Annotated in this window: 10 protein-coding genes and 2 pseudogenes; 4 read left to right on the top strand and 8 right to left on the bottom strand. The window is 38.0% G+C overall.

Features of this window, described 5'->3' with window-relative positions; genetic code table 11:
• Positions 1-111 (top strand): annotated as a pseudogene (locus tag FTT87_RS13525) (IS701 family transposase); the annotation flags it as partial.
• A gap of 69 nt (positions 112-180) precedes the next feature.
• On the opposite strand, the gene dusB reads toward FTT87_RS13525, so the two are convergent.
• On the bottom strand, positions 181-1,227 hold the full coding sequence (gene dusB / locus FTT87_RS13520) for a tRNA dihydrouridine synthase DusB (protein ID WP_180175003.1): 1,047 nt from the start codon (positions 1,225-1,227) through the stop codon (positions 181-183).
• Between the two features lie 119 nt (positions 1,228-1,346).
• Here dusB and FTT87_RS13515 point away from each other — a divergent pair, with 119 nt between their 5' ends.
• Entirely contained in the window at positions 1,347-2,963 is a 1,617-nt protein-coding gene (locus FTT87_RS13515; protein ID WP_180175002.1) for a tyrosine-type recombinase/integrase, read from the top strand.
• 13 nt (positions 2,964-2,976) lie between these two features.
• Positions 2,977-3,222: a hypothetical protein gene (locus FTT87_RS13510; protein WP_180175001.1), complete on the top strand. Its 246-nt coding sequence runs from the start codon at positions 2,977-2,979 to the stop codon at positions 3,220-3,222.
• Between the two features lie 992 nt (positions 3,223-4,214).
• Here FTT87_RS13510 and FTT87_RS13505 read toward each other — a convergent pair.
• The 3 genes and pseudogenes from FTT87_RS13505 to FTT87_RS13495 form a co-directional block, all read right to left on the bottom strand.
• A complete protein-coding gene (locus FTT87_RS13505) occupies positions 4,215-4,592 on the bottom strand; it encodes a hypothetical protein (RefSeq protein WP_180175000.1) in 378 nt (125 codons plus the stop codon).
• Positions 4,589-5,077 (bottom strand): annotated as a pseudogene (locus tag FTT87_RS13500) (TIGR02594 family protein); the annotation flags it as partial. The gene FTT87_RS13505 and the pseudogene FTT87_RS13500, both read right to left, overlap by 4 nt.
• A 10-nt stretch (positions 5,078-5,087) precedes the next feature.
• Positions 5,088-5,474, bottom strand: coding sequence for a hypothetical protein (locus FTT87_RS13495; protein WP_180174999.1), 387 nt, complete (start codon positions 5,472-5,474; stop codon positions 5,088-5,090).
• 142 nt (positions 5,475-5,616) lie between these two features.
• Here FTT87_RS13495 and FTT87_RS13490 point away from each other — a divergent pair, with 142 nt between their 5' ends.
• Positions 5,617-6,630, top strand: a complete 1,014-nt coding sequence (locus FTT87_RS13490) for a zinc-ribbon domain-containing protein (protein ID WP_180174998.1) — start codon at positions 5,617-5,619, stop codon at positions 6,628-6,630.
• A gap of 67 nt (positions 6,631-6,697) precedes the next feature.
• Here the strand turns inward: FTT87_RS13490 and FTT87_RS13485 are convergent, their stop codons facing one another.
• The 4 genes from FTT87_RS13485 to FTT87_RS13470 all read right to left on the bottom strand — a co-directional run bounded on the left by FTT87_RS13485 (position 6,698) and on the right by FTT87_RS13470 (position 19,203).
• Positions 6,698-16,942: a PLxRFG domain-containing protein gene (locus FTT87_RS13485; protein WP_180174997.1), complete on the bottom strand. Its 10,245-nt coding sequence runs from the start codon at positions 16,940-16,942 to the stop codon at positions 6,698-6,700.
• A gap of 116 nt (positions 16,943-17,058) precedes the next feature.
• Positions 17,059-17,862, bottom strand: a complete 804-nt coding sequence (locus tag FTT87_RS13480) for a hypothetical protein (protein WP_180174996.1) — start codon at positions 17,860-17,862, stop codon at positions 17,059-17,061.
• 22 nt (positions 17,863-17,884) lie between these two features.
• Positions 17,885-18,424, bottom strand: a complete 540-nt coding sequence (locus FTT87_RS13475; protein ID WP_180174995.1) for a hypothetical protein — start codon at positions 18,422-18,424, stop codon at positions 17,885-17,887.
• Positions 18,424-19,203, bottom strand: a complete 780-nt coding sequence (locus FTT87_RS13470) for a TIGR04255 family protein (RefSeq protein WP_180174994.1) — start codon at positions 19,201-19,203, stop codon at positions 18,424-18,426. Before FTT87_RS13470 ends, FTT87_RS13475 begins: the two co-directional genes overlap by 1 nt.
• Positions 19,204-19,487: the final 284 nt, after the last annotated feature.

Here is a 19,487-nt window from a genome sequence, read left to right as displayed (position 1 = left end):
GAAAATATATATCGTTGGCAGAAGAAATTATTTAGACCAATTATCAAAAACTTCATTGATGACTTTATTCTCGATAAAAATCATCTGCTACCACAGAGAATCTATAAGTAATAGTGCGTAAGTCCTAAAAATAAAGAGCAGTGACCTATTTGAAACATGGAATAGAAAACGAATAAAAGGCTATTTGGTTTCAAGCAGGTTAACCTGCTCCACCTGCACATCACTCATAATTTCCCCCTGAGCAAGAAGCTGGTTAAAATAATCTTCTACGACATTAAACTGCTCGGCCGTGCTTTCAACCTTATACATATTCTGGCGGAATTCATTGCTTGAACGTAAACCTTTGGTATACCAGGCAATATGTTTACGAGAAATACGGCAACCTGAGTATTCACCATAGAAATCATAAAGTTCAGATAAATGTCCCAATAACACATCTTTCACTTCAGCAATACTGGGTGCAGCCAGCTGTTCACCTGTTTTTAAATAATGTGCTATTTCACGGAAAATCCAGGGACGACCTTGTGCTGCACGTCCAATCATCACAGCATCCGCACCCGTATAATCGAGCACATATTTGGCTTTTTCAGGACTGTCTATATCACCATTGGCGATAATAGGAATATTCAACATTTCTTTGACTTCTTTAATCAAAGAATAACGTGCTGTATTCAAGTACATATCTTCACGGGTACGGCCATGCAGTGCCAATGCAGCAATCCCGGCTTCTTCAGCACGCTTGGCAACCCGCAGGATATTTTCATGCCCATTTAGATATCCTAAACGGGTTTTTAAAGTCACAGGCACATCGACTGCCGCAACTACCGTATCTAGAATTCGTGCCACCAGATCTTCATCTTTTAATAATGCAGAACCTGCTAATTTATTACAGACTTTTTTGGCCGGGCATCCCATATTGATATCGACAATTTGTGCACCATTCGCCACCTGATAGCGTGCCGCTTCTGCCAGCTCGCCGGGTTCAGAACCGGCAATCTGCGCAGAGATAGGCGCCAGTTCGCCGTCAAAATTGGCACGGTACAGACTTTTCTTGCTCATACGTAAGGTCTGGTCCGAAGTCATCATTTCACTGACGGCATGGCCTGCACCAAAATATTTACACAACGTCCGGAAAGGACGATCCGTAACACCTGCCATCGGCGCGACAAAAATAGGGGAATGCTTTGATTTATCAAACAATTCTTCAATTACTTTGTTTTTACTCAATTTTTCATTTCCCATATTCTCAAACAATTTCAAACATTCTTCAACAATCTAAACTATTCTTTGCGCCTATTTTACGCCATAATCCGCCCTATGGCGTAATTAATATCTTGGCGTAAATCATGGGCACAATTGCAGAACGAAAAACAGCAGACGGAAAGTCGCGTTACCGGGCACAAATACGAATAAACCGTAAAGGCTTACCGCCATTCATCAAAACAAGAACATTTCCCAAAGAATCCCAAGCCAAAGAATGGATCAAACGTATTGAGGCTGAAATACTCGTCAATCCAACTATGCTGGATCCAGAAGCAAAGACTGTCTCAAAAACGCTGGAACAATTCATTAAGCAATACATTGAAGAAATTGGCGATGAATTTGCTGATACCAAGGTTTCTGCACTGAATAATATCTGTGCGTATGATATTACACAAAAGGACGCTTATACCCTTTCACGTCAAGATTTTTCATCTTTTGCGTTAGAACGTAGAAAAGGTGACCCAATGCAAATGAAAGATGGCGTAAGCCCATCTACTGTATTGAAAGACCTATCCCACATTTCAAGCATACTTAACCATGCAGAATTGGTTTGGGGCGAAAATGTAGCGAATACCAAAAATGAAATATCTCAGGCTCTGATTGGCTTAAAAAAGGCACGTATTGTCACCAAGTCAAAAGAGCGTGATCGTTTAGTCACATCTGAAGAACTTCAATTGCTCACCAATCATTTTTATAAGGGATGGAAACGTGTACGTAATGCGGTACCAATGCACCTGGTGATGTGGCTGGCCATCTATACCGGTAGACGTGAAGGCGAGCTATGTGAAATGCGCCTTGATGATTTTGATAAAAAAAATAACCAGTGGAAAATACGCGACGTTAAGAATCCAGACGGTTCAAAAGGTAATCATAAATTTGCACACCTTGAGCCTAATGCACTGTTAATGATTAATGAATTATTAGAACCTAATACACGTAGACGAATGCTGGAACTTGGTTACAGCGAAAAATTGCTACTGCCTGTAAATGTTCAAACTGTTTCTGACTATTTCCGGAGAGCATGCAAAATTTTGGGTATCCAGGATTTACGCTTCCATGATTTACGCCATGAAGCTGCAACACGTTACGCCGAAGATGGACTGACTATTCCACAATTACAGACCATCACATTACATAGCTCCTGGAATAGTCTTAAACGCTACGTGAACCTACGAAAACGCGGAGCGCGATTGGACTACCCTGCTGCTATTAAATTTGCTCAACAGCAATACGATGATAACTATTCACAGTTTGCTTTAAAACAACGATATGTTGCTGCAGAAGATATTGCCGAAGCAGAACTATCATTAGCACAAGTAGAAACACCAGATATCATCAATACTGAATATGCCTTTGTTAAGGAACTTTTAGACCAGTTCATAAAGTCATTTAGGCCAACTAAAAGCGTAATTGATATGTATAAAGAGAAATCTAGTGTTCAAAATATATTTGCCTGGAACGATGTGCAGCAAAATTTTGTTGTTCCGTATATTCAGAATCAGTGGGAAAACTGGTTTACTGAAAATGCCAGTATGAGCTGGGATCAACTACCTGCAGATACGACTCACTTTAACCTGAATGGACTGGATGTTTTAAAACTGGAAAATGATCGAGTCTATAAGTGGGAAACTAGTATGAAAACATGGTTTGATATCACTAAATATTGTAATTTTGATCAGACTAAACTGATTCGTAAATAGAGACCTATAACTCATGCAAAAATTCGACGGAAACATTAAAAACATTCCAACATTGACTGATCAACAGTTAACACAGCAATTAATCCCCGCGCGTTTTGTTCCTGAAACGCCAGATGAACTAAAAGATAAAAATGTTGTTTATATTTTTGATAGCGAGGACTCATTCAATTTAACTTATGATGAGTTAGTTGAGATTGTGAGCAAAGCACGTTTAGCCGGACCTAAAATGATTCCAGTACTTGGTACTATTGGTGATTGAATTAACTCAACACTAAAATCCATTCATTGAAGGCTTTTAATATTTAATAAAGTATAAATTAAGATAAGCTAATAATTTGATTTGATTAGCATTATTTTAATTTTTGGTATATTCCGCCACTGAATATTATTTGAATAGTGTACAAAATAGCCAACAGAAACTAGCTGTAGTTTCTCAATTGCCTACTCCATGGCTATTGTTTATAAGCCCACGCTGTCTTTCCTGTAGTGGGCTTTTTTTTATATTGGGGAAAGCTGTATACCTTACTTAATTCCACTCTGCACCGTTGCTGTATATAGGTATGGGATGTGAGTTGGGTTTAAAGAGTTCAGTTAAAAAGTGGTGGGATATGATTAAGAAAATTATTAGATCTATTTTTTGCAAGCATGATTACAAATTGATTCGAACTATTCATGATGATCAGATCAATTGCCTAGATGTTCGTAGTCAGTGGCAATGTGAAAAGTGTAAATGGATCACATATAGTCGTTATTTAGATCGAATTAAATAAAGCCTATCTCACCATAATTAAAATATGCTGATGGTGCCCTCACAAATAAAGGTACCATGTCGAGCAATATATCGAAATGCTTGATTGTTGCTTGCTTAACTAAGAAGAAATCTTTCTTAGTTCGACATAATGATTAGCACAATTCAACTTATTTAAGATTTAAGTTTTTGATAAACAAATGAAATGCTTTGACATTTTTTCAGATATTTAAACTTATGATTTGCTTGATTTAAACTTGACTAAGTAACATTGATGTTACTCTTGAACTATCCGGAATTTCCGGATAGTTCAAACTTGTGATACGTCTTATTCCAAATAATCAAAAAGCCATCATTTCGATGGCTTTTCTACAGCATCAATCAATGCCTTTTTACCTTGAGCACATTCTACATATTTACGTCGATCATCGACCATCACACGTAGTACTTCTGCCCCGGTGCCTGATTCAAGTTTTCTTAATTCAGGACACTCCTGCTTTAAATTAGCTGGAATCTGTAGTGGTTGTGGTTGCGGCTTCGTTTGCCACTGACACGCCATCAGCATCAAAGCACACGTCACTATACACAGGACGCTCAATGATTTTTTCGACTTGAGTATTAATAATCTCTGTGCGCACACGCTCAGCTTGTTTTGCTTCTTCATATTCTTCACTCACTTTACTTGCATTGGCTTGAGCCGCCTTTTCAGCATCTTTATACGGTTTAAGTTCTTTTTCTACACGTGCATCGCAGTCGCTTTGTGCTGTACGTAAATCACCAGCAAGACCATTGGCATACCAGGCATAACCTAAAATAAAGACCAGTAAGGCTAGGATGATCCATTTATAAAATGGAGCAAGAAATGCATCAATTACATTCATGCTTCTGTCACCTTCGTTGCTGAAACGTTTTTAATTAATGGCAAGTTATAACGTAATGCTGCCGGTGCATTGGTTTTGCCATACCAGTAGTATTCAAGATCGGATGGGTCGAATAGTGCATAGCTCACCGAGTTATTTTGATTCCCCCCATAACCTACAATTTTTCCAGATGATGTTTTGCCGACTACAAAAAATACATGACCACCGCCTTGTCGAGTTTTGGTAGCAATACAACCATAGGCCGGCTTGGCTAATTTTTTCTTATCGTTACGATATGCCAGTGCACGATAGAATGTAGGAGGATATTCAATACCAGCACGCTTTAAACAAATAGCAACGAATACACCACACCATGGAGTCTCATCTTCTGACCACCATGCCTTTAGCTCTTTTAGCCAATTCAGAACTGTTGGGTTATGTTGCGTTTTACTGGTATTTTCTTTTAAACCATTGTGTTTATAAGCTTCTTGCATCCAGGATAATTCTGGGCTTTGATTACTCATCGCCTGATCCTCCCTTCCGACTTCCCCAAATCGCAGCAAATGCAGACTTAATCTCAAAGATGACTTCAGGTAAGGGTTTGCCTTTCATGAGGGCAATCGATTGATAAAGAATGCCAATCCCTAATAATCCAAAAACTGCAAACATAAGCATCACAAAGCCTTGAGCCATGTGAGAATATTTGGATAATTCGTAATACTCAATAAATGCTGAACCGCCATAAAGGCTGACTGAAACGCTGAATAAAAACTTGCCTATAACACCCAAAGAAACTTGAATTTTTCCGTTTTTATCAATGTCACCACTTAATACCAGGGCAAGAATAGCCCCCACTACGGCAGGCACAACTTTGATGATCCATGGAATTGTGTTTTCTTGCATAACTTGCCCCGAAATAAAACTCTACTTTATTTCGTAGAGTTTTATTTAAAGGCGGTTATTTAGCGAACCTTACAGGGGGTTGATACTGCTGTAAAATTAAACTATCGTGATTTCAGATAATTATTAAAGTTTTGGTGGGGATATGTTTTGCAATCAATGCGGACAACAGAATGTAGATAGTGCGAGATTTTGTAGTAATTGTGGCAATAAATTAGAAAATCAAAATACTCAATTTTCACAAAAAATTCAAAAAGAATCATTATCACCAAGACAGCAACAAATGGAATTGTGGAATCCTAATGCTGCTGCGAACTGGAGTTTGTTGTTCAGCCCAGCTTTTGGGGCATATCTCCACATGAAAAATTGGGAAGCGTTGGGTGATAATGATAAAGCTAAATCCTCTAAAACTTGGTTTATTTCATCAATAATTTTATCTATTTTAGGACTTGGTTTTTTTGTCTTGGTGGCATGGTACTTTTCAATCGGTAAGAAACAAGCAAAATATGTTAAAGAGAAATTTGGTGATCGTTATACAAGAAAATCATGGGGTGCTCCATTATTAATTGGCTTTAGTGTTTTTATTGTTTGTATTTTCTTAATTCTACTTATTCCTGAAAACAACCCTCAACAGCAAAAAGCTAACCAAGTAAATGAAATAGATTGGAAAAATGGAATAATTACCCCTTCATCTTCTTCATTAACTTGTGGAGAAAACTCAGGCTCATCACCCAAAGGGCTGGAGTTTTATGGACCTATAAGTTACAAACTATCTGACAACAATCCAGTAAAAACCCAAGTAACATGGGGAGTTAAATACGCAGATTCAAATTTGCAAAATGATTCATATTCAGGTTCATTGCGTATTCGTTTGTATGCTGTGTCTGAATCTTATTCAGGATCTAGTTTGAATGGCTACGTTATAGGAGAGTATTTTCCTAACTTCAATGGCGATGGCTCAGCTTCTACGAACCAACTTAAAGTTAATTATAATGTAGAGAATATTGTTTCTAAAGATGAAAAAAATCTAAAAATACCATCAGGAAAGTACTGTACAGTAATCACGCTTGAGGAGTTTGATGAACAATCCTGCTCAAGTACTGACCGTTTTTGTATCCAATCGTGGATGCAATTTAAAGATCCTGCAACTTTTTTTTAAACAAATACTTATATATAAATTACAACGAAAAAGCCGACTTAATGTCGGCTTTTTTAATCCAACTGAATTAACGATCGAAAGCAAACCCACCTTGCTCCTCAGCACCTTTCTGCCGTTTAGTAAGGTATACACCTCCATCACCAGTTTCTTTTGCTTTACGCTCAGTAGCTTTATAGCTTTGCATAAGGTTCATGCGATTAATCCGCATTTTTGGATTTTTCTCACTGACATTTTCATTAAATTTTAAAATTTCAGCCCATGCCTTATCCATTCCATCACTATCATCATTCTGCCTAGCAACAACCCAATTATGCATTAATTCGCTGCGATGTTTTGAAAGTTTGGTTTTATATTTATAAATTGCTGAACTCCCCTCCATTGAAGTCTTAATATCGGAAGGAGAAAAACCAATAGCTTGAGAAAACAACTCAACCGCTGTCACTTCTTCATTATGAATCACATCCTTATTTTTAGTTAATACACCCTCATTTGCAAAACGCATAGATTTCATTGCATTCTTTAGTACCACTGGTAACATGGTTTCTATACCACGACCATAATCACCATCATTGATTTCCTGAAAGCCTTTTGCAATATTTGTTCCAATTCCTACTACAGGTCCCAGTAATGCCGATTGCATTGCTTTAGCCCAATCAGCACCTTCAAGCCCATCTTGAACATCAGGAAAAATTAAGTTGTTTAGACCAACTCGACCTGATAAATCCACTGGGCTGAATGCACGAGGCACACCACCAAATACTAAATCAGCAAATTTAGGATGAATATCTGCCAACCAATTTCGAATTACAATTTCTAATTCATAGGGATCATCGTCATCACCACCTGATGCGAGTGCAGCCAATGCTGCTACACCAAATGCAACTGCTCCAAGTTTGCTTTTCTTGGCAATCAATAAGGATGCTGTCGCCAACATACCTGTAATTGGTAAACCAATCGCACCAGCAGCTAAAGCATGCATACCTAAAATACCAGCCAAAGCACGTCGAGCTTCTTTTTGATCTTTAGGGTCAAGTGCATAAATTGACTGGTGAGCATTACGCACCAAGGTATAAATCATATTCTGAGCATATTGTTTAAACAGTAAAAGAACTTTTGCAACATTACCTTGCATATAACGTGCTCTGTTACCACTCGAATAGTCAAAATGCCCTCTATAAACCATATCCATAGCTTGTTCAAATGCTTCTGTTTGAGTAGCCCCAGCTTGACTAGCAAGACGATAGGCTGCAATAAAAGTTACTTCACGGTTAAAACGCTCTGCATGATGAAACATGCCACTTGCCAAACGCATTGCTGGTCGGAAATACCACATTACTTTACTGTCTTCCCCTTGAGCAATACCTGCTAAGTCATGTGCTTGTGTAACATCAATAACACCACGCTTTACGGCTTCATTGTAAGCATCTAGCTCAAGCCCTTTTATCACTTTATCAATATTTGGACTATAAACATCACCAATACTATTTTTGAAACTTTCTAGGCTTGAAAAATCAGGTACATTGAATTCAACACCTTTAGCGAAATCCTTAGATGCTTTAAGGAGTTCTTTTCCTGCTTTGTCATAGTTCCATTTTGCCCCCATAAGAGGATAAGCGATCAACGCTGTCTGAGATAGGTTGACCATAGCTGCAGCAGGAGATAAACCCATGTAATACATGAAACCAACACTTGTGAGAAAACTTGATAATGGATTCCCTTTAGGATTCATTAAAAGCTCATGTCTTTTTTCCATTTCATCAATGACATCACTAGCAGAATTCTGGTCATAACCAATACCCTTGTTAAATTGCTCATTAGAATACTTTTTCATATCATCAATTTGTTGAGCTAACTGATCCCCATAACGCAATTTTCCTAAATAATTTGCACCACTAAACATATGTTGAGCAAATGCACGACGAGCATCCTGACTGAATCCAGCAGTACCCTTTCGATGGATACCATGTTTTGCCCAGGATAAATCAGGCATAGATGATAGATATAGTTGACTTAAAGTATCTTCAAAATCCGCTTGAGCGTTTTTATCTAAACCTAGGTTTCCAACTTCATCAAAAAGATCAGACATGAATCCACGACCAACGCTGTCACGACTTGCATTGAACTCCGCATCTTTTTTTACGTCATCAGCCTTATATTGTGGATATTTTTTTATTAACTCTGCACGAACCGATTCAGCTTCATTTTTAGTTTCAGCACGACTAACAACCTCAGCCTCACCATTTTGGTTTCGCAGTACCACCACGTATTTACCAAAACGAGCTAAAGGAAAATAGACACCTTTAATTTGACCAAAAGAACCCTCGATATTTTTTAGCAAATCAGCTTTTTTCTGGCTGCTTAAAGCTGATCGCAAAATGCGTTCTCTAATCGCTTCACGAACTTTGGCATAATGCCCACTATAGGCATTCCTGGCTTTTTTATACATTGCTTGAGCTTCAGGAGATAAATTATTATAGGCATGAATCAATTGCTGATATTTAACTTTGTTATCCCCCTGTTGGTATGGTTTAGCAGGGTCAATTTGAGCTAAAGTTGCATCATGCATTACATTTGCTAAAGCTTCTTCATCCTTTAATTTAGACCACTCACGCACAATATTATCTGCATTAGCAGCTATATCATTTTTATCAGCATCCATTTGAGCAGCTAGTTCATTATATTTGTTTAGTGGTGGAAGTAGTTTTCCGTAAACCTCCGTTAAATGCCGACGACTCAATAAGCCTAATCCGATTTTCAACCAATCGACACCTTTTTTATTAATCCAGTCACCTATTTTGGGTAAATTTTTAAACCCATTAGCGATACGTTTGGTAATATCATCATAGTTAGAACTTCGACTAAATCTAATATCTGAACTTTCACTATTAAATGTGCCTGTATTCCCCTCAGCCATTTTTACTTGATTAGGCTCTAACGCAACAATATATTCTTGATTTTCAAACTGATGAACAATTCCCTGATATTTCCCAGAAGTTGTCGCTTCTACAAATTCATCACGTGAAACATTACCTGTAGTTTTGAACGCATTCCGAATGTTTACAAACAATGGAAGAACAAAGCCATTTTCCCCACGGATATTGGCATATACGTCTGCTGTATCAAAGCTATCAGTTAAGTAAATACCATCTCCCAATAAGCCATGACCCTGCTTAAATTCATTAAACTCGGTGGCAGTACCATGATAAACAACCTTAGGCTCCCCATTTTCATCTAATACCTGTGAAGCATTTGCTGCATCATTTTCCCAATCGCCAAACCATTTCTTAAATTCTGGTGTCCGGACTTGTAACCATTGTTGTTCTGAAAGATGTGTCTTTGCACCGTTTGGTGCTGTCATCCATTGATTTGTACCATGATATTTTTGACGAATTAAATCCAATGATGATTGATGTTTAATTTGCCCAATCATACGCTCTGATAATGCAAGCATATCATCAGGATTCAAATTAAGATTGATACCAAAATTATCAAATACCCATGCTTTTACATACGAAACAATATTGTTAATCAACTTTTGCAGTGCATTCCGTTGAATCACATTACGTTGTTGCATAGTAGATGAAAGGGTTAATAAATATGGTAAATATTCAAGCTGCTGACGTTCAGAGCCTTGTTCACGTTCTGCAAGCATCTTTGCAGCTAAAGCAACAGGATTACCCTGCTCAACCAATTTATTAAATTGATTCATCAATTCATTATATTGCTTTTGAGTCATCATATTCTGAAAACCTGCATGACCACCCAACTCATGTAAGAATGTTGGCACTGTGCTTTCAGCAGTCAGATTCGATGCAACGAGTACCGCTTTACCGTTGTAATAGAAGCCCTCAACACCTTCAACCTGATAATCCTGAATAATCTCAAGCTTACCTTGTCGTTCAAGCTCATCAATGGTCTCTTTACCAAAACGATCAATCAACACGTCTCGTACTTGTTGAGTTGTAGAACCTGAATTACTTTTAGTGCGACGGCTATAAAGTGGAGTATCAGAATTGTTCTTAGATGAAAATTCTTGATTTTTATATTTACCAAAATAGCTTCGATCAACTACAGCCTTACGAGCTTCTGACAAAAACATCATCAAATCGGCATCATTGTAACGTGAAAGGAATTTATCAAAGCCACGATCACGGAACCACTGACGAATATATCCAATAACTTCTTTTAGCTTTTGACGCACAAAAGGACGTGACTTGGCATTTTGAGCGATAAAGGCAAATAGCTCAGAAACCAAAGCTTGCTGAACATCTGATTCGGTATAAATTTCATCTTTAACACCTTGAGTGTATGGTTCAATATATGCACTTTCAAATTGCTGCATATCCACGCCATTATCTTTTGCTATTTTACGAATACCCTCAAGCTTACCCAGAGCATTAAATAGTTGTTGAAATTTGGTCTTATACTCATTTCCAAATAGCTTTTGAACACCAAAATGCCCAACAATTTCATGGGTTAATAATTCCTCATAAGCATCAAATGTAGTAAGCTGTTTATTGCTATCCCCATAAACCTGATCAGCAACCACATAGAGCGTGCCATCATGCCAAACACCGCTTACATCATAATTTTGGGTTTTGCCATTTTCATCTTTGTAGGTTGCATCATTTTGTATGACTTTCGGAAGATCGCTAAAACTAGAAATAACCTGAACACTAAACCCATTGGAATTCACATTCCCGACTTTGTTGACCCCGATCCTATTATTAAGACTGACATTGATACGCCCCCTAGAAGACGCATCTTGTGTAGCGGACATTTTGAGATGTTGAAGAATAGAAAGGACTCTACGAGTAGCACTGACAACGGATAAGGGAGTAAAGGTCGTGTCTAATGGTGAAGCACCTCTACGCTCGTTATCAGGTTTTAATTTGTCACGACTATAAAGTTTAATCCCTGTTTCTGTTTCTTCTGTTTTTAGTGTATCAACCAAATCAGAAAACTTTGCATTGATTGCTTTTCGTTCTGTACCAGTAGGAAATGGTCGCTTAAAACCCCATGGGGTAAAAATCGCAGCACTCTCAGGGCCAAAATTCAGAAACGGACTGTAGCCACTATTTTGAGAAATTTTATCTTCTACATACCCTTGGAATGCACGTGCTGTCATTTCAGGAGTAGTAATCCAATAATCTGTACCGCGTCCCTGATCTAACTCTTTTGCGTTCATAGCAAAATCCGTTGGTATCATTTTCGCTTTCTCTGTACCATTTTGAGCTTCTGCCAATAGTTTGAGGCGTTGGGCATAGGTATTCATGTATTGACGTAATCGGTCTAGTACACCCTTTTGTTCAGCATTAAACCCTGATCTACCACGGACAGATTTATAAATCACACTTAATTTATCTAGGGCATCATTAGACCAACGTGCACCACTAAATATATTTCGACTATTCTTATTATTGTTGTGACGTATTTCCGTAGTAAGTGCCGTACCTGTAAGCAATAACTCAGCAACCGTATCAAACTCAGCCAGCTGTTCAGCTGAGGCAGCTTTGTTAAAGCGCTTGTAATATTTAGGATCAAGCTCACGATTAAGATCAGCACGTAACTTATCTAATTGATCTTTTAAGTTGTTTCTCGCAGAACTAACGAAGCTTTCAACCTTAACAGTATCTTCAATATAGTTTTCAGATTTTCTAAAAATTGTCTGTACCAATTGTTTATAGGCTTCTTGCACATCTTCACGAACATTTGATTTATAAGAGAATCCAGAAGTGACGCTCATATCTTCAAAGTGTTTTGCAATCTTTAATGATCGACTGCCATCCGCATTCGTTACCCATTCAGATGGGGCTTTGCCATCTTGTCGACCAAAATAGTGATCTAGTGCATGCCACCATTCATGAGCTAATGAACCTGCGCCATTCAATTTGGTCAAGTTAATCACAGCACGTTCAGGTTCATAGTGCGCTTTTGCACCACTTAATCCTTGCCCTCTAGCACCAAACGCTAAAGCGAGTTCCCCATTTAAGCTAATTGCTGCAGGTGGGATATTTAAAATCTCAGCCAAGTCCATGAGACCATCAAAGGCATCATTTAATAGCTCTTGGCGTTCTGCCTGATTATTCCAGTTCCCAAATTCAACACCACGGAAACCAAACACACGAATAAAATCGGCATCTTTAGCATCACCTTTACGGCGATCTAGTCCTTTTCTTACCGTATTTTCAGGTCGAGGAAGATCAATTTCCCCAAAAGTTGTATTGGTTTCTAGAATTTCAATCGCATGGATTGCCATATATTTCATAGCATCTTCACGTGTTTGAAATTCTTGTTCGACAACTTTAACGCGCTTCCGATCACTAATTTCACGATAGATAGAAAAGCTATCTTTTCCAGCAGCCCACACACGATGCTTTTGAGCTACAGCTAGAATTGGTAGTGCAAGTTCAGCATCTTTTTGGGAATCAAAAAATTGTTTGCCTAGTTGCTTGGCATTCCCCTTCCAATCCTTTTTTCTTGTATCCGTGATAATCCATTTACCAACTTCATTTGGATTACTTGAGGCAGCAATTTCAGTAATCTCAAATCGCTTGGCCCAAGTTGGACGATTGTCCTTTGTAGTAGTGCCAGAGGTTTTGGGGCCAGTCTTCACTGAAGTATCTTTACGAGCACCACCAATTTTTTCACCAAAATCTTGAATCGTTTCTTTTTCAGATGTTGGAGCTGTCTTCTTTAAGGCTTTTGTAGGCTCTGATTGTTCTTGCGCTGTTTCACTTCCTGCAATAGCTCCTCGTCCTGATCGTCCACCGCCAACTGTGCCAGTGTCTGGTTCATTAGGTTGCGGGCTAGTGAAGATGTCTTGTTGCTTTTCGGTTTCTTGTCGTCTGACTTGTTCATGTGTAGTCCTTAAAATTTCTGCGCCAGTAGGGTCATTCTCACCAAACAAGTTGACACCTGATTTAGTGGAAAGTGCATTATCAATATAGTATTTAAGTGCAGTGGCAACTTTCTCACGGCTTCTTGCACGAGTCAGTTTATCACCTGAGTAAAAGATTCTTAGAAAGTCTTGTGTAACTTGATCAATTTCACCTGAAAAAATATCACTTTGATTCATTAAATCAAAAACAGATCGACCTTCTCTACGTGCCTTTTTAATAAGATTTACAGCTTCCAATAAGTTGGCCGTAATATCTACATCTTTTGAAATGACACCCTGATCAACCATTTCAAGCATATTTGCCCAGAACCCTGAAACATCCATTAAGACACCACCAATCGCCTTAATATTACTGTCAGAACTTTCAAACAAATCAGAAATCAAAGTTTGATCACCATAGGCACGTGCAACCAAGGATGCTTGAATACGACGTAAACCTTTTTGGGTCAAAACACCATCTGCACCTAATAAGCTACCTCGCTCATTCGATGATGCAATTCCATTGACATAGGATTTAACAAAGTTTCTATTCTGTGCAGAGTCAATTTCCCCACCATAAAACTGATGCAAAATAGAACCTAATTTTGCAGCATCGGATTTCGCCTGTTCACTATCGCTTAGCTCAAGTGTGGAACGTTGGTTTGCCTCACCTGTATAAGCAATACGTTCTGCAGAAGTCATTGGTGTAATACGTTCACGTACTAATACAGGCGCTGTCATACCATCAGTGTTATATCCCTGCTCTTTCAACCACTGTCGATAATGCTCTGCCTTGCCTTCCATATATGCTTTAGTAATCGCCATAGAACGACCATTACCACTTTCAACAATGTTTTCCACTGAAACAATTGGTGCTCCATCAGAAGCATTCGGGTTTTCACCAAGCAATAATGGATTTAACTGATTCGCAATTTCCGTAATTTGCATTTGTGACGCAGCGCGAGTACGGTCTCTTGGTTGTAACTCTTGAGGATAATTAGGATTAATTTGTCCATTAGGATTATTTGATGTGATTAAATCAGCAGCTTCCACTAACTTATGCTGAACCTCAAATGAACGTCCAGTTGCTGTAGTCACAACTTCCTTTTTATCAGCAATACGATCTGATTTAGGCTGAACTTTTTCACTGACTGGACGCACGGTATCATCATTATCCAACCAGCTTTTAAACTCATCTTTTGATAATGAACGAATAGGACCAACTTTCCATCCTGGATCAAAATTAGATTTATACGCCTGCTCAGCCTCTTCTAGACTTTGATACCCAAGCATAATTTTATGCTCATCAAATTGATCATTATCTTGATTTAATTGATCAACGATAAAGACACGTTCTGATTCAGGGTTCTTGCCTACATACACATCTAACTGTTCTTGGTCTGCCCCTTTGGTTTTTTTGATATAACCATAATGGTCACTCATCGTGTGTGACCAGTCACTACCATCAGGGTTTTTACCACTACGTGTGGAGCCACGCGGACTTTCAATAGCAATATCTAAACCATGAACCTTAATGTGGCCTTTTTTATAATTGCCTGCTTCAATTTGTGCTTGTGTAGGTGCTGGTAAATTATTACCAGAACTAGTTGCAGCTTCATTCGCTGCAACATCTATTTTTTGTTTGTGTTGTTCATTTAATTTTTGGGTTTCTACCTGTTTTAACTTACCATTCAGACTGTTAAGTTCACGTCTTAATTGGGCTTTTTGGGCCACGCTTGTTTCTGCATCAAACTTTTGTTGGGCCTCTTGAATACGTGTATTTAAATCAAGTTTTTCGGTCTCAATATCAGATGCTGTGGCTGTACTTGTATTATTGCTAACTGCACCACTGTTGCTATTTTCCTGAGATTGTAAAGAACTCAATAAATCAGGTTGCGTCGCAGCCTGTTGGCTTTCACCCAAAAAAATACGGTAATCTGTAGGTACAGAACTTAATTGCTGACCATCTTCCTGCTCAGCTGAGTAAGTTAATAATCCTGTTGATGTCACTCCACTATCTACAGCCAAAGCCGCTGCAGATGACATAGGGCCATCATTAGGATTGATCCCCATTTGCTGTGAAGGCGTTTGGCTGGCTGGCGGTACAGCATTCAGTAAATCATCAAAGGCTGCTTCACTGCCATAACCATCATCAAAATAATTGCCCTTCGGTGCCGGTGGCGTACCTGGACTGGTTGGATTACCAGCTGCCGCATTGCCCTGATCAAAACCATTATTGTTTAATAAGTTATCAGCCCCCATTGATGGCTGATCATAAACAAAAGCTGTGCGACCTTGATTAGCCCCCTGTGGCACATTTTCACGTGGGATATATTCACCGGTCAATGCACTATTTGGGTTTGAACCTAATTGTGGAGGTGCCGATGGTAAATTAGGTGAACCTGATTGTTGTTGGCTATCTTGTGGCCCTGTGTCAGATCGACTATTCCACCAATCACCAGTTTTACCCGCACCACTGACTGTACCGCCCATTGCCATACCAGCCAAAGTACCCATGACTGCTGCATTTTCAACACCATCATGCCAAGGCTTATCTAATGCCAAGTTCTGTAAAATTTGCTCTGAAACGGATTGAGGTAATTCTTCTAAAAAGCCTTCTGAAATTGCACCTTTGATCACAGCAGTTGGAATTGCACTCATCGGTGTCTTAGCGATTTTCTCACCCACTTGTTGCGTGGTTAAGCGCCCTGTTTGCATGGCTGTATCAACATCTGATAAGCCCATTTTCTGAGCAAGACGACCACCAGCATAGCCAAACAAGCCACCAATGGCACCAGTAGCCGCACCTGCTAAAGATTGATCTGCGGTTAAGCGTCCATCTACGGTTTCTTGGCGAATTTGTTCAGCTTGGCTACCTGCCATAACTGCTCCTTCACCAACAGCACCAGCTACAACTGGATTGGCTATACCAGAAGCACGACCTAATACACCACCCAGTAGCATTGAATGGAGAGATTCAGCAACAGTATTTGTGATAAGTGATGGGTTGTTGATGGCATTTTTTGTTATATCAACAGCATTGTCGAATTTTTTACCAACCTTTGTTGCGAAGTCGTCACCTTCCTCAATTTTTCGATTGCCAATATTTGCAGAATCTTTTAATTGTTGTTGGTATTGCTCAGACTGCCAACCTGTCATTACATTTTTGGCAGCTTTTGGGTCGTAACCAAGTTTTTCGGAAAGTATTTTACCTGTAGCACCATCGGACATCATGTCACTTAGACCGACTGCTACCTCACCTACGGCTACCGTACCCTTGCCAAGAAAGGAAACTGCATGATCTTTTGCTTGACCAAGAAAACCTTTATCTTTCTTTTCTTTAGGTTGTGAAATTTGACCATTATCCCAATCTATCTGATTTGGTTCTTGAATAGTTCCTTTTTCCCAATCGATTTGGTTTTGATCTGACATGACGCACTCCTAATTTTATGCGTCTATCATGGTTTTTATTTAGAATTTGGTCGAACCTTACAGGGGATAATGAAAAATGTGTTACTAGTTTATATAACGTGTAAAATATAACTCTCTTAATTCATCGAAATTTCTGGAGGTAATGGATCATCATTTTTATATGATAATTCATCTAAATTAAATCTCTTATATTGCTTTAATGTACCAACAGAAACCTGAAACTCTGTCACAGTTTTTGTTTCTCCCACATTCATCTTAGCCTTAATTAATGCCTCTTTGTACTTCTCAGTTATGGAATTAATTTCTTGTAAATCTTTATGATCTAAATTTGGTACAACTAAGGCCAATAAATCAACAAAATAATTTTCATTACTTGGTATTTCTTTATCGGGATAAACTTTTGCATATATTCCAATTAATTTACTACTTACTTTTCCTACAGCTTTTTTGCGCTTGTCTTTTTTCCATTCAGAATCTATTCGACGATCAAACTCTGTAGGAAATGCAGGGCGCTTGTATCTAGAAGCTAACCAATCAATGTAGAAATTTAATTCTTCTTGAGTGAATTGAATTTCCAGGTTTGGTAAAATTCCTACAGGAATATTGTCTTTAATTATACTAATTTTTTCAAAAGCAATTAAAGTGACATACTTATTTCCCTGTAAAGATTCTAGAGTGCAATTCAATTTCCTTGGATTTTTGTTAAAGCAAAAATTACCAAAATTAGCATCTTTATCTATATATCGAGCAACAGAAAACTCAATAACTAAATCTGTACTATTGGCTACATCACAAGAACCTGATGCAACGATCAACATAACATCATCTGCAAATAATTCTGATTTTCCAGCTAAATCTAATAAATGGGCGACATCTTCAGGCTTAACAACACAACCTTGTAACCAACCACTTTCTTCCATCCAATGTCGCACAATTCAAACCTCAAATTAAATCAATTTCACCAATAGATTGATGCATTAAACGATTGCCAGCGAATAATATTTTTTCGCTATCAGTATCTGAATCCTGTAACAGATCTTTAATAGTCTTACCATCTAGTACAGGACTATTTAATTTAATGTTGTCTGTAGGAAACTGTGCACCCTTCCAATTCTTTGCAAGAATGTATAACTCAAACATTTTTTGAGTTTTTTCCTTATTTGGTTCGGATTCGTACTTTTTCCAATTGAGTAAAGTTTTCCTTGTAACTCCAATACTTTTAGCAAGTTCTTCTTCTGTTAAAGAAAAAGTTGATTTAATGAAATCAAGATTTTGCTCAAGAATAGTTGTTTGCTTATTAAGAATTGTATATTTTTGGCCAGTTCTTGAATGTTCAGCCAACCAAGCAAAATTAGGCGAAATACTACCAGTTGAATAGTGATTAGGTTCTGATACTACATGTTGAACAAACACTGAACCCGAATGATCACTTAATGCCCTGATGTTCAGTACTGTAGATACAGTGAAAGCTGCTATATCCATTATTTCCAAACCTCCCGACCTTCAAAAGTTGTAATTTCCCAGAAAGCTTTCCTAGTAATTAAGTGTAACTCTTCCATTTTATTTGAAATAAAGTCTAACTCAAATAATTGAGTCTCTCCTTCAGGCTGCCAATAATGATCAAAATCTAATAAAATTCTTTTACTAAAGTTTGTGTTCTTATGAAAAGTAATTGGAGACTCAACTAAATCTTGCCATACAGGTAAATTGAGTACGCCATATAAACTTCTAATTGCAATAATACCTGCTTGTGTTTTATAAATAGTCTCATTAATCCGATGAACCTGATCTCCTACGCCATCCATGCTCCCAGCTTCACAAACTACTGATTGAACATACGATTCAATAGGTTCTTCTTTATTTTTTTCAATAATAGCATCAGAATAACGTAATCCTACTCTTAATAGGAGTGTTGGTTTAACTTCCTGGATTAAGAAATCGAGAGCTTTTTTACAATCATTCCAAAAATTAGGAAAGCGTTCATACTCACTACTGAGAATAACTAATCGACTTCTATCAAGAATTATTGCCCGTTTTTTATTACTTGACAAAAACACCCATCCAGTTGAGCTATTTACACGTATACCTTGTTGCTCAATTATCATTTCTTGTTGTTCTGTTGTTGAAAAAAGAGGGAAATCTTGTCTCAAAAAATTCTGAAATGCAGGGATGTAATTTTCCATTTGTAGAATGCTTGAGAAACGGAATTCTGCCAACACAACAACTAGAGGTTGATTTGTTAGTTTTTCATATTTACTCATAGTTTTTCACAAGATTACCCAATTTATAAAGTATATATTACCCATAAAATTACCCAATTAAAATCATATCTGTATCTTCATCGTAATTTTCGTTTAATTTTTTTATAAAGGCATCTTAATATCAATAATATATTGACTTAAGTTGCCTATATAGTCTGAAACGGCTTTGTTGCACAAAGATTTGAAATGCAAAGCGCCCCTAATTGAGCCAAATTTAAGGCGTAACTTGGGTAAGTGGTCGACCTAATTCCGTAAATCTGTTGAGGACTGCTACACGTGCATGA

It is taken from the genome of Acinetobacter sp. YH01022 (genome assembly GCF_013420235.1).
GTDB lineage: Bacteria > Pseudomonadota > Gammaproteobacteria > Pseudomonadales > Moraxellaceae > Acinetobacter.
This window is presented reverse-complemented; position numbering and strand designations above follow the sequence as displayed.

What these genes read in the sequence shown, in the direction of transcription:
- FTT87_RS13515 (WP_180175002.1), top strand. Translation starts at nt 1,347, where the DNA reads ATGGGCACAATTGCAGAACGAAAAACAGCAGACGGAAAGTCGCGTTAC.
- FTT87_RS13510 (WP_180175001.1), top strand. Translation starts at nt 2,977, where the DNA reads ATGCAAAAATTCGACGGAAACATTAAAAACATTCCAACATTGACTGAT.
- FTT87_RS13505 (WP_180175000.1), bottom strand. Translation starts at nt 4,592, where the DNA reads ATGAATGTAATTGATGCATTTCTTGCTCCATTTTATAAATGGATCATC.
- FTT87_RS13495 (WP_180174999.1), bottom strand. Translation starts at nt 5,474, where the DNA reads ATGCAAGAAAACACAATTCCATGGATCATCAAAGTTGTGCCTGCCGTA.
- FTT87_RS13490 (WP_180174998.1), top strand. Translation starts at nt 5,617, where the DNA reads ATGTTTTGCAATCAATGCGGACAACAGAATGTAGATAGTGCGAGATTT.
- FTT87_RS13485 (WP_180174997.1), bottom strand. Translation starts at nt 16,942, where the DNA reads ATGTCAGATCAAAACCAAATCGATTGGGAAAAAGGAACTATTCAAGAA.
- FTT87_RS13480 (WP_180174996.1), bottom strand. Translation starts at nt 17,862, where the DNA reads ATGGAAGAAAGTGGTTGGTTACAAGGTTGTGTTGTTAAGCCTGAAGAT.
- FTT87_RS13475 (WP_180174995.1), bottom strand. Translation starts at nt 18,424, where the DNA reads ATGGATATAGCAGCTTTCACTGTATCTACAGTACTGAACATCAGGGCA.
- FTT87_RS13470 (WP_180174994.1), bottom strand. Translation starts at nt 19,203, where the DNA reads ATGAGTAAATATGAAAAACTAACAAATCAACCTCTAGTTGTTGTGTTG.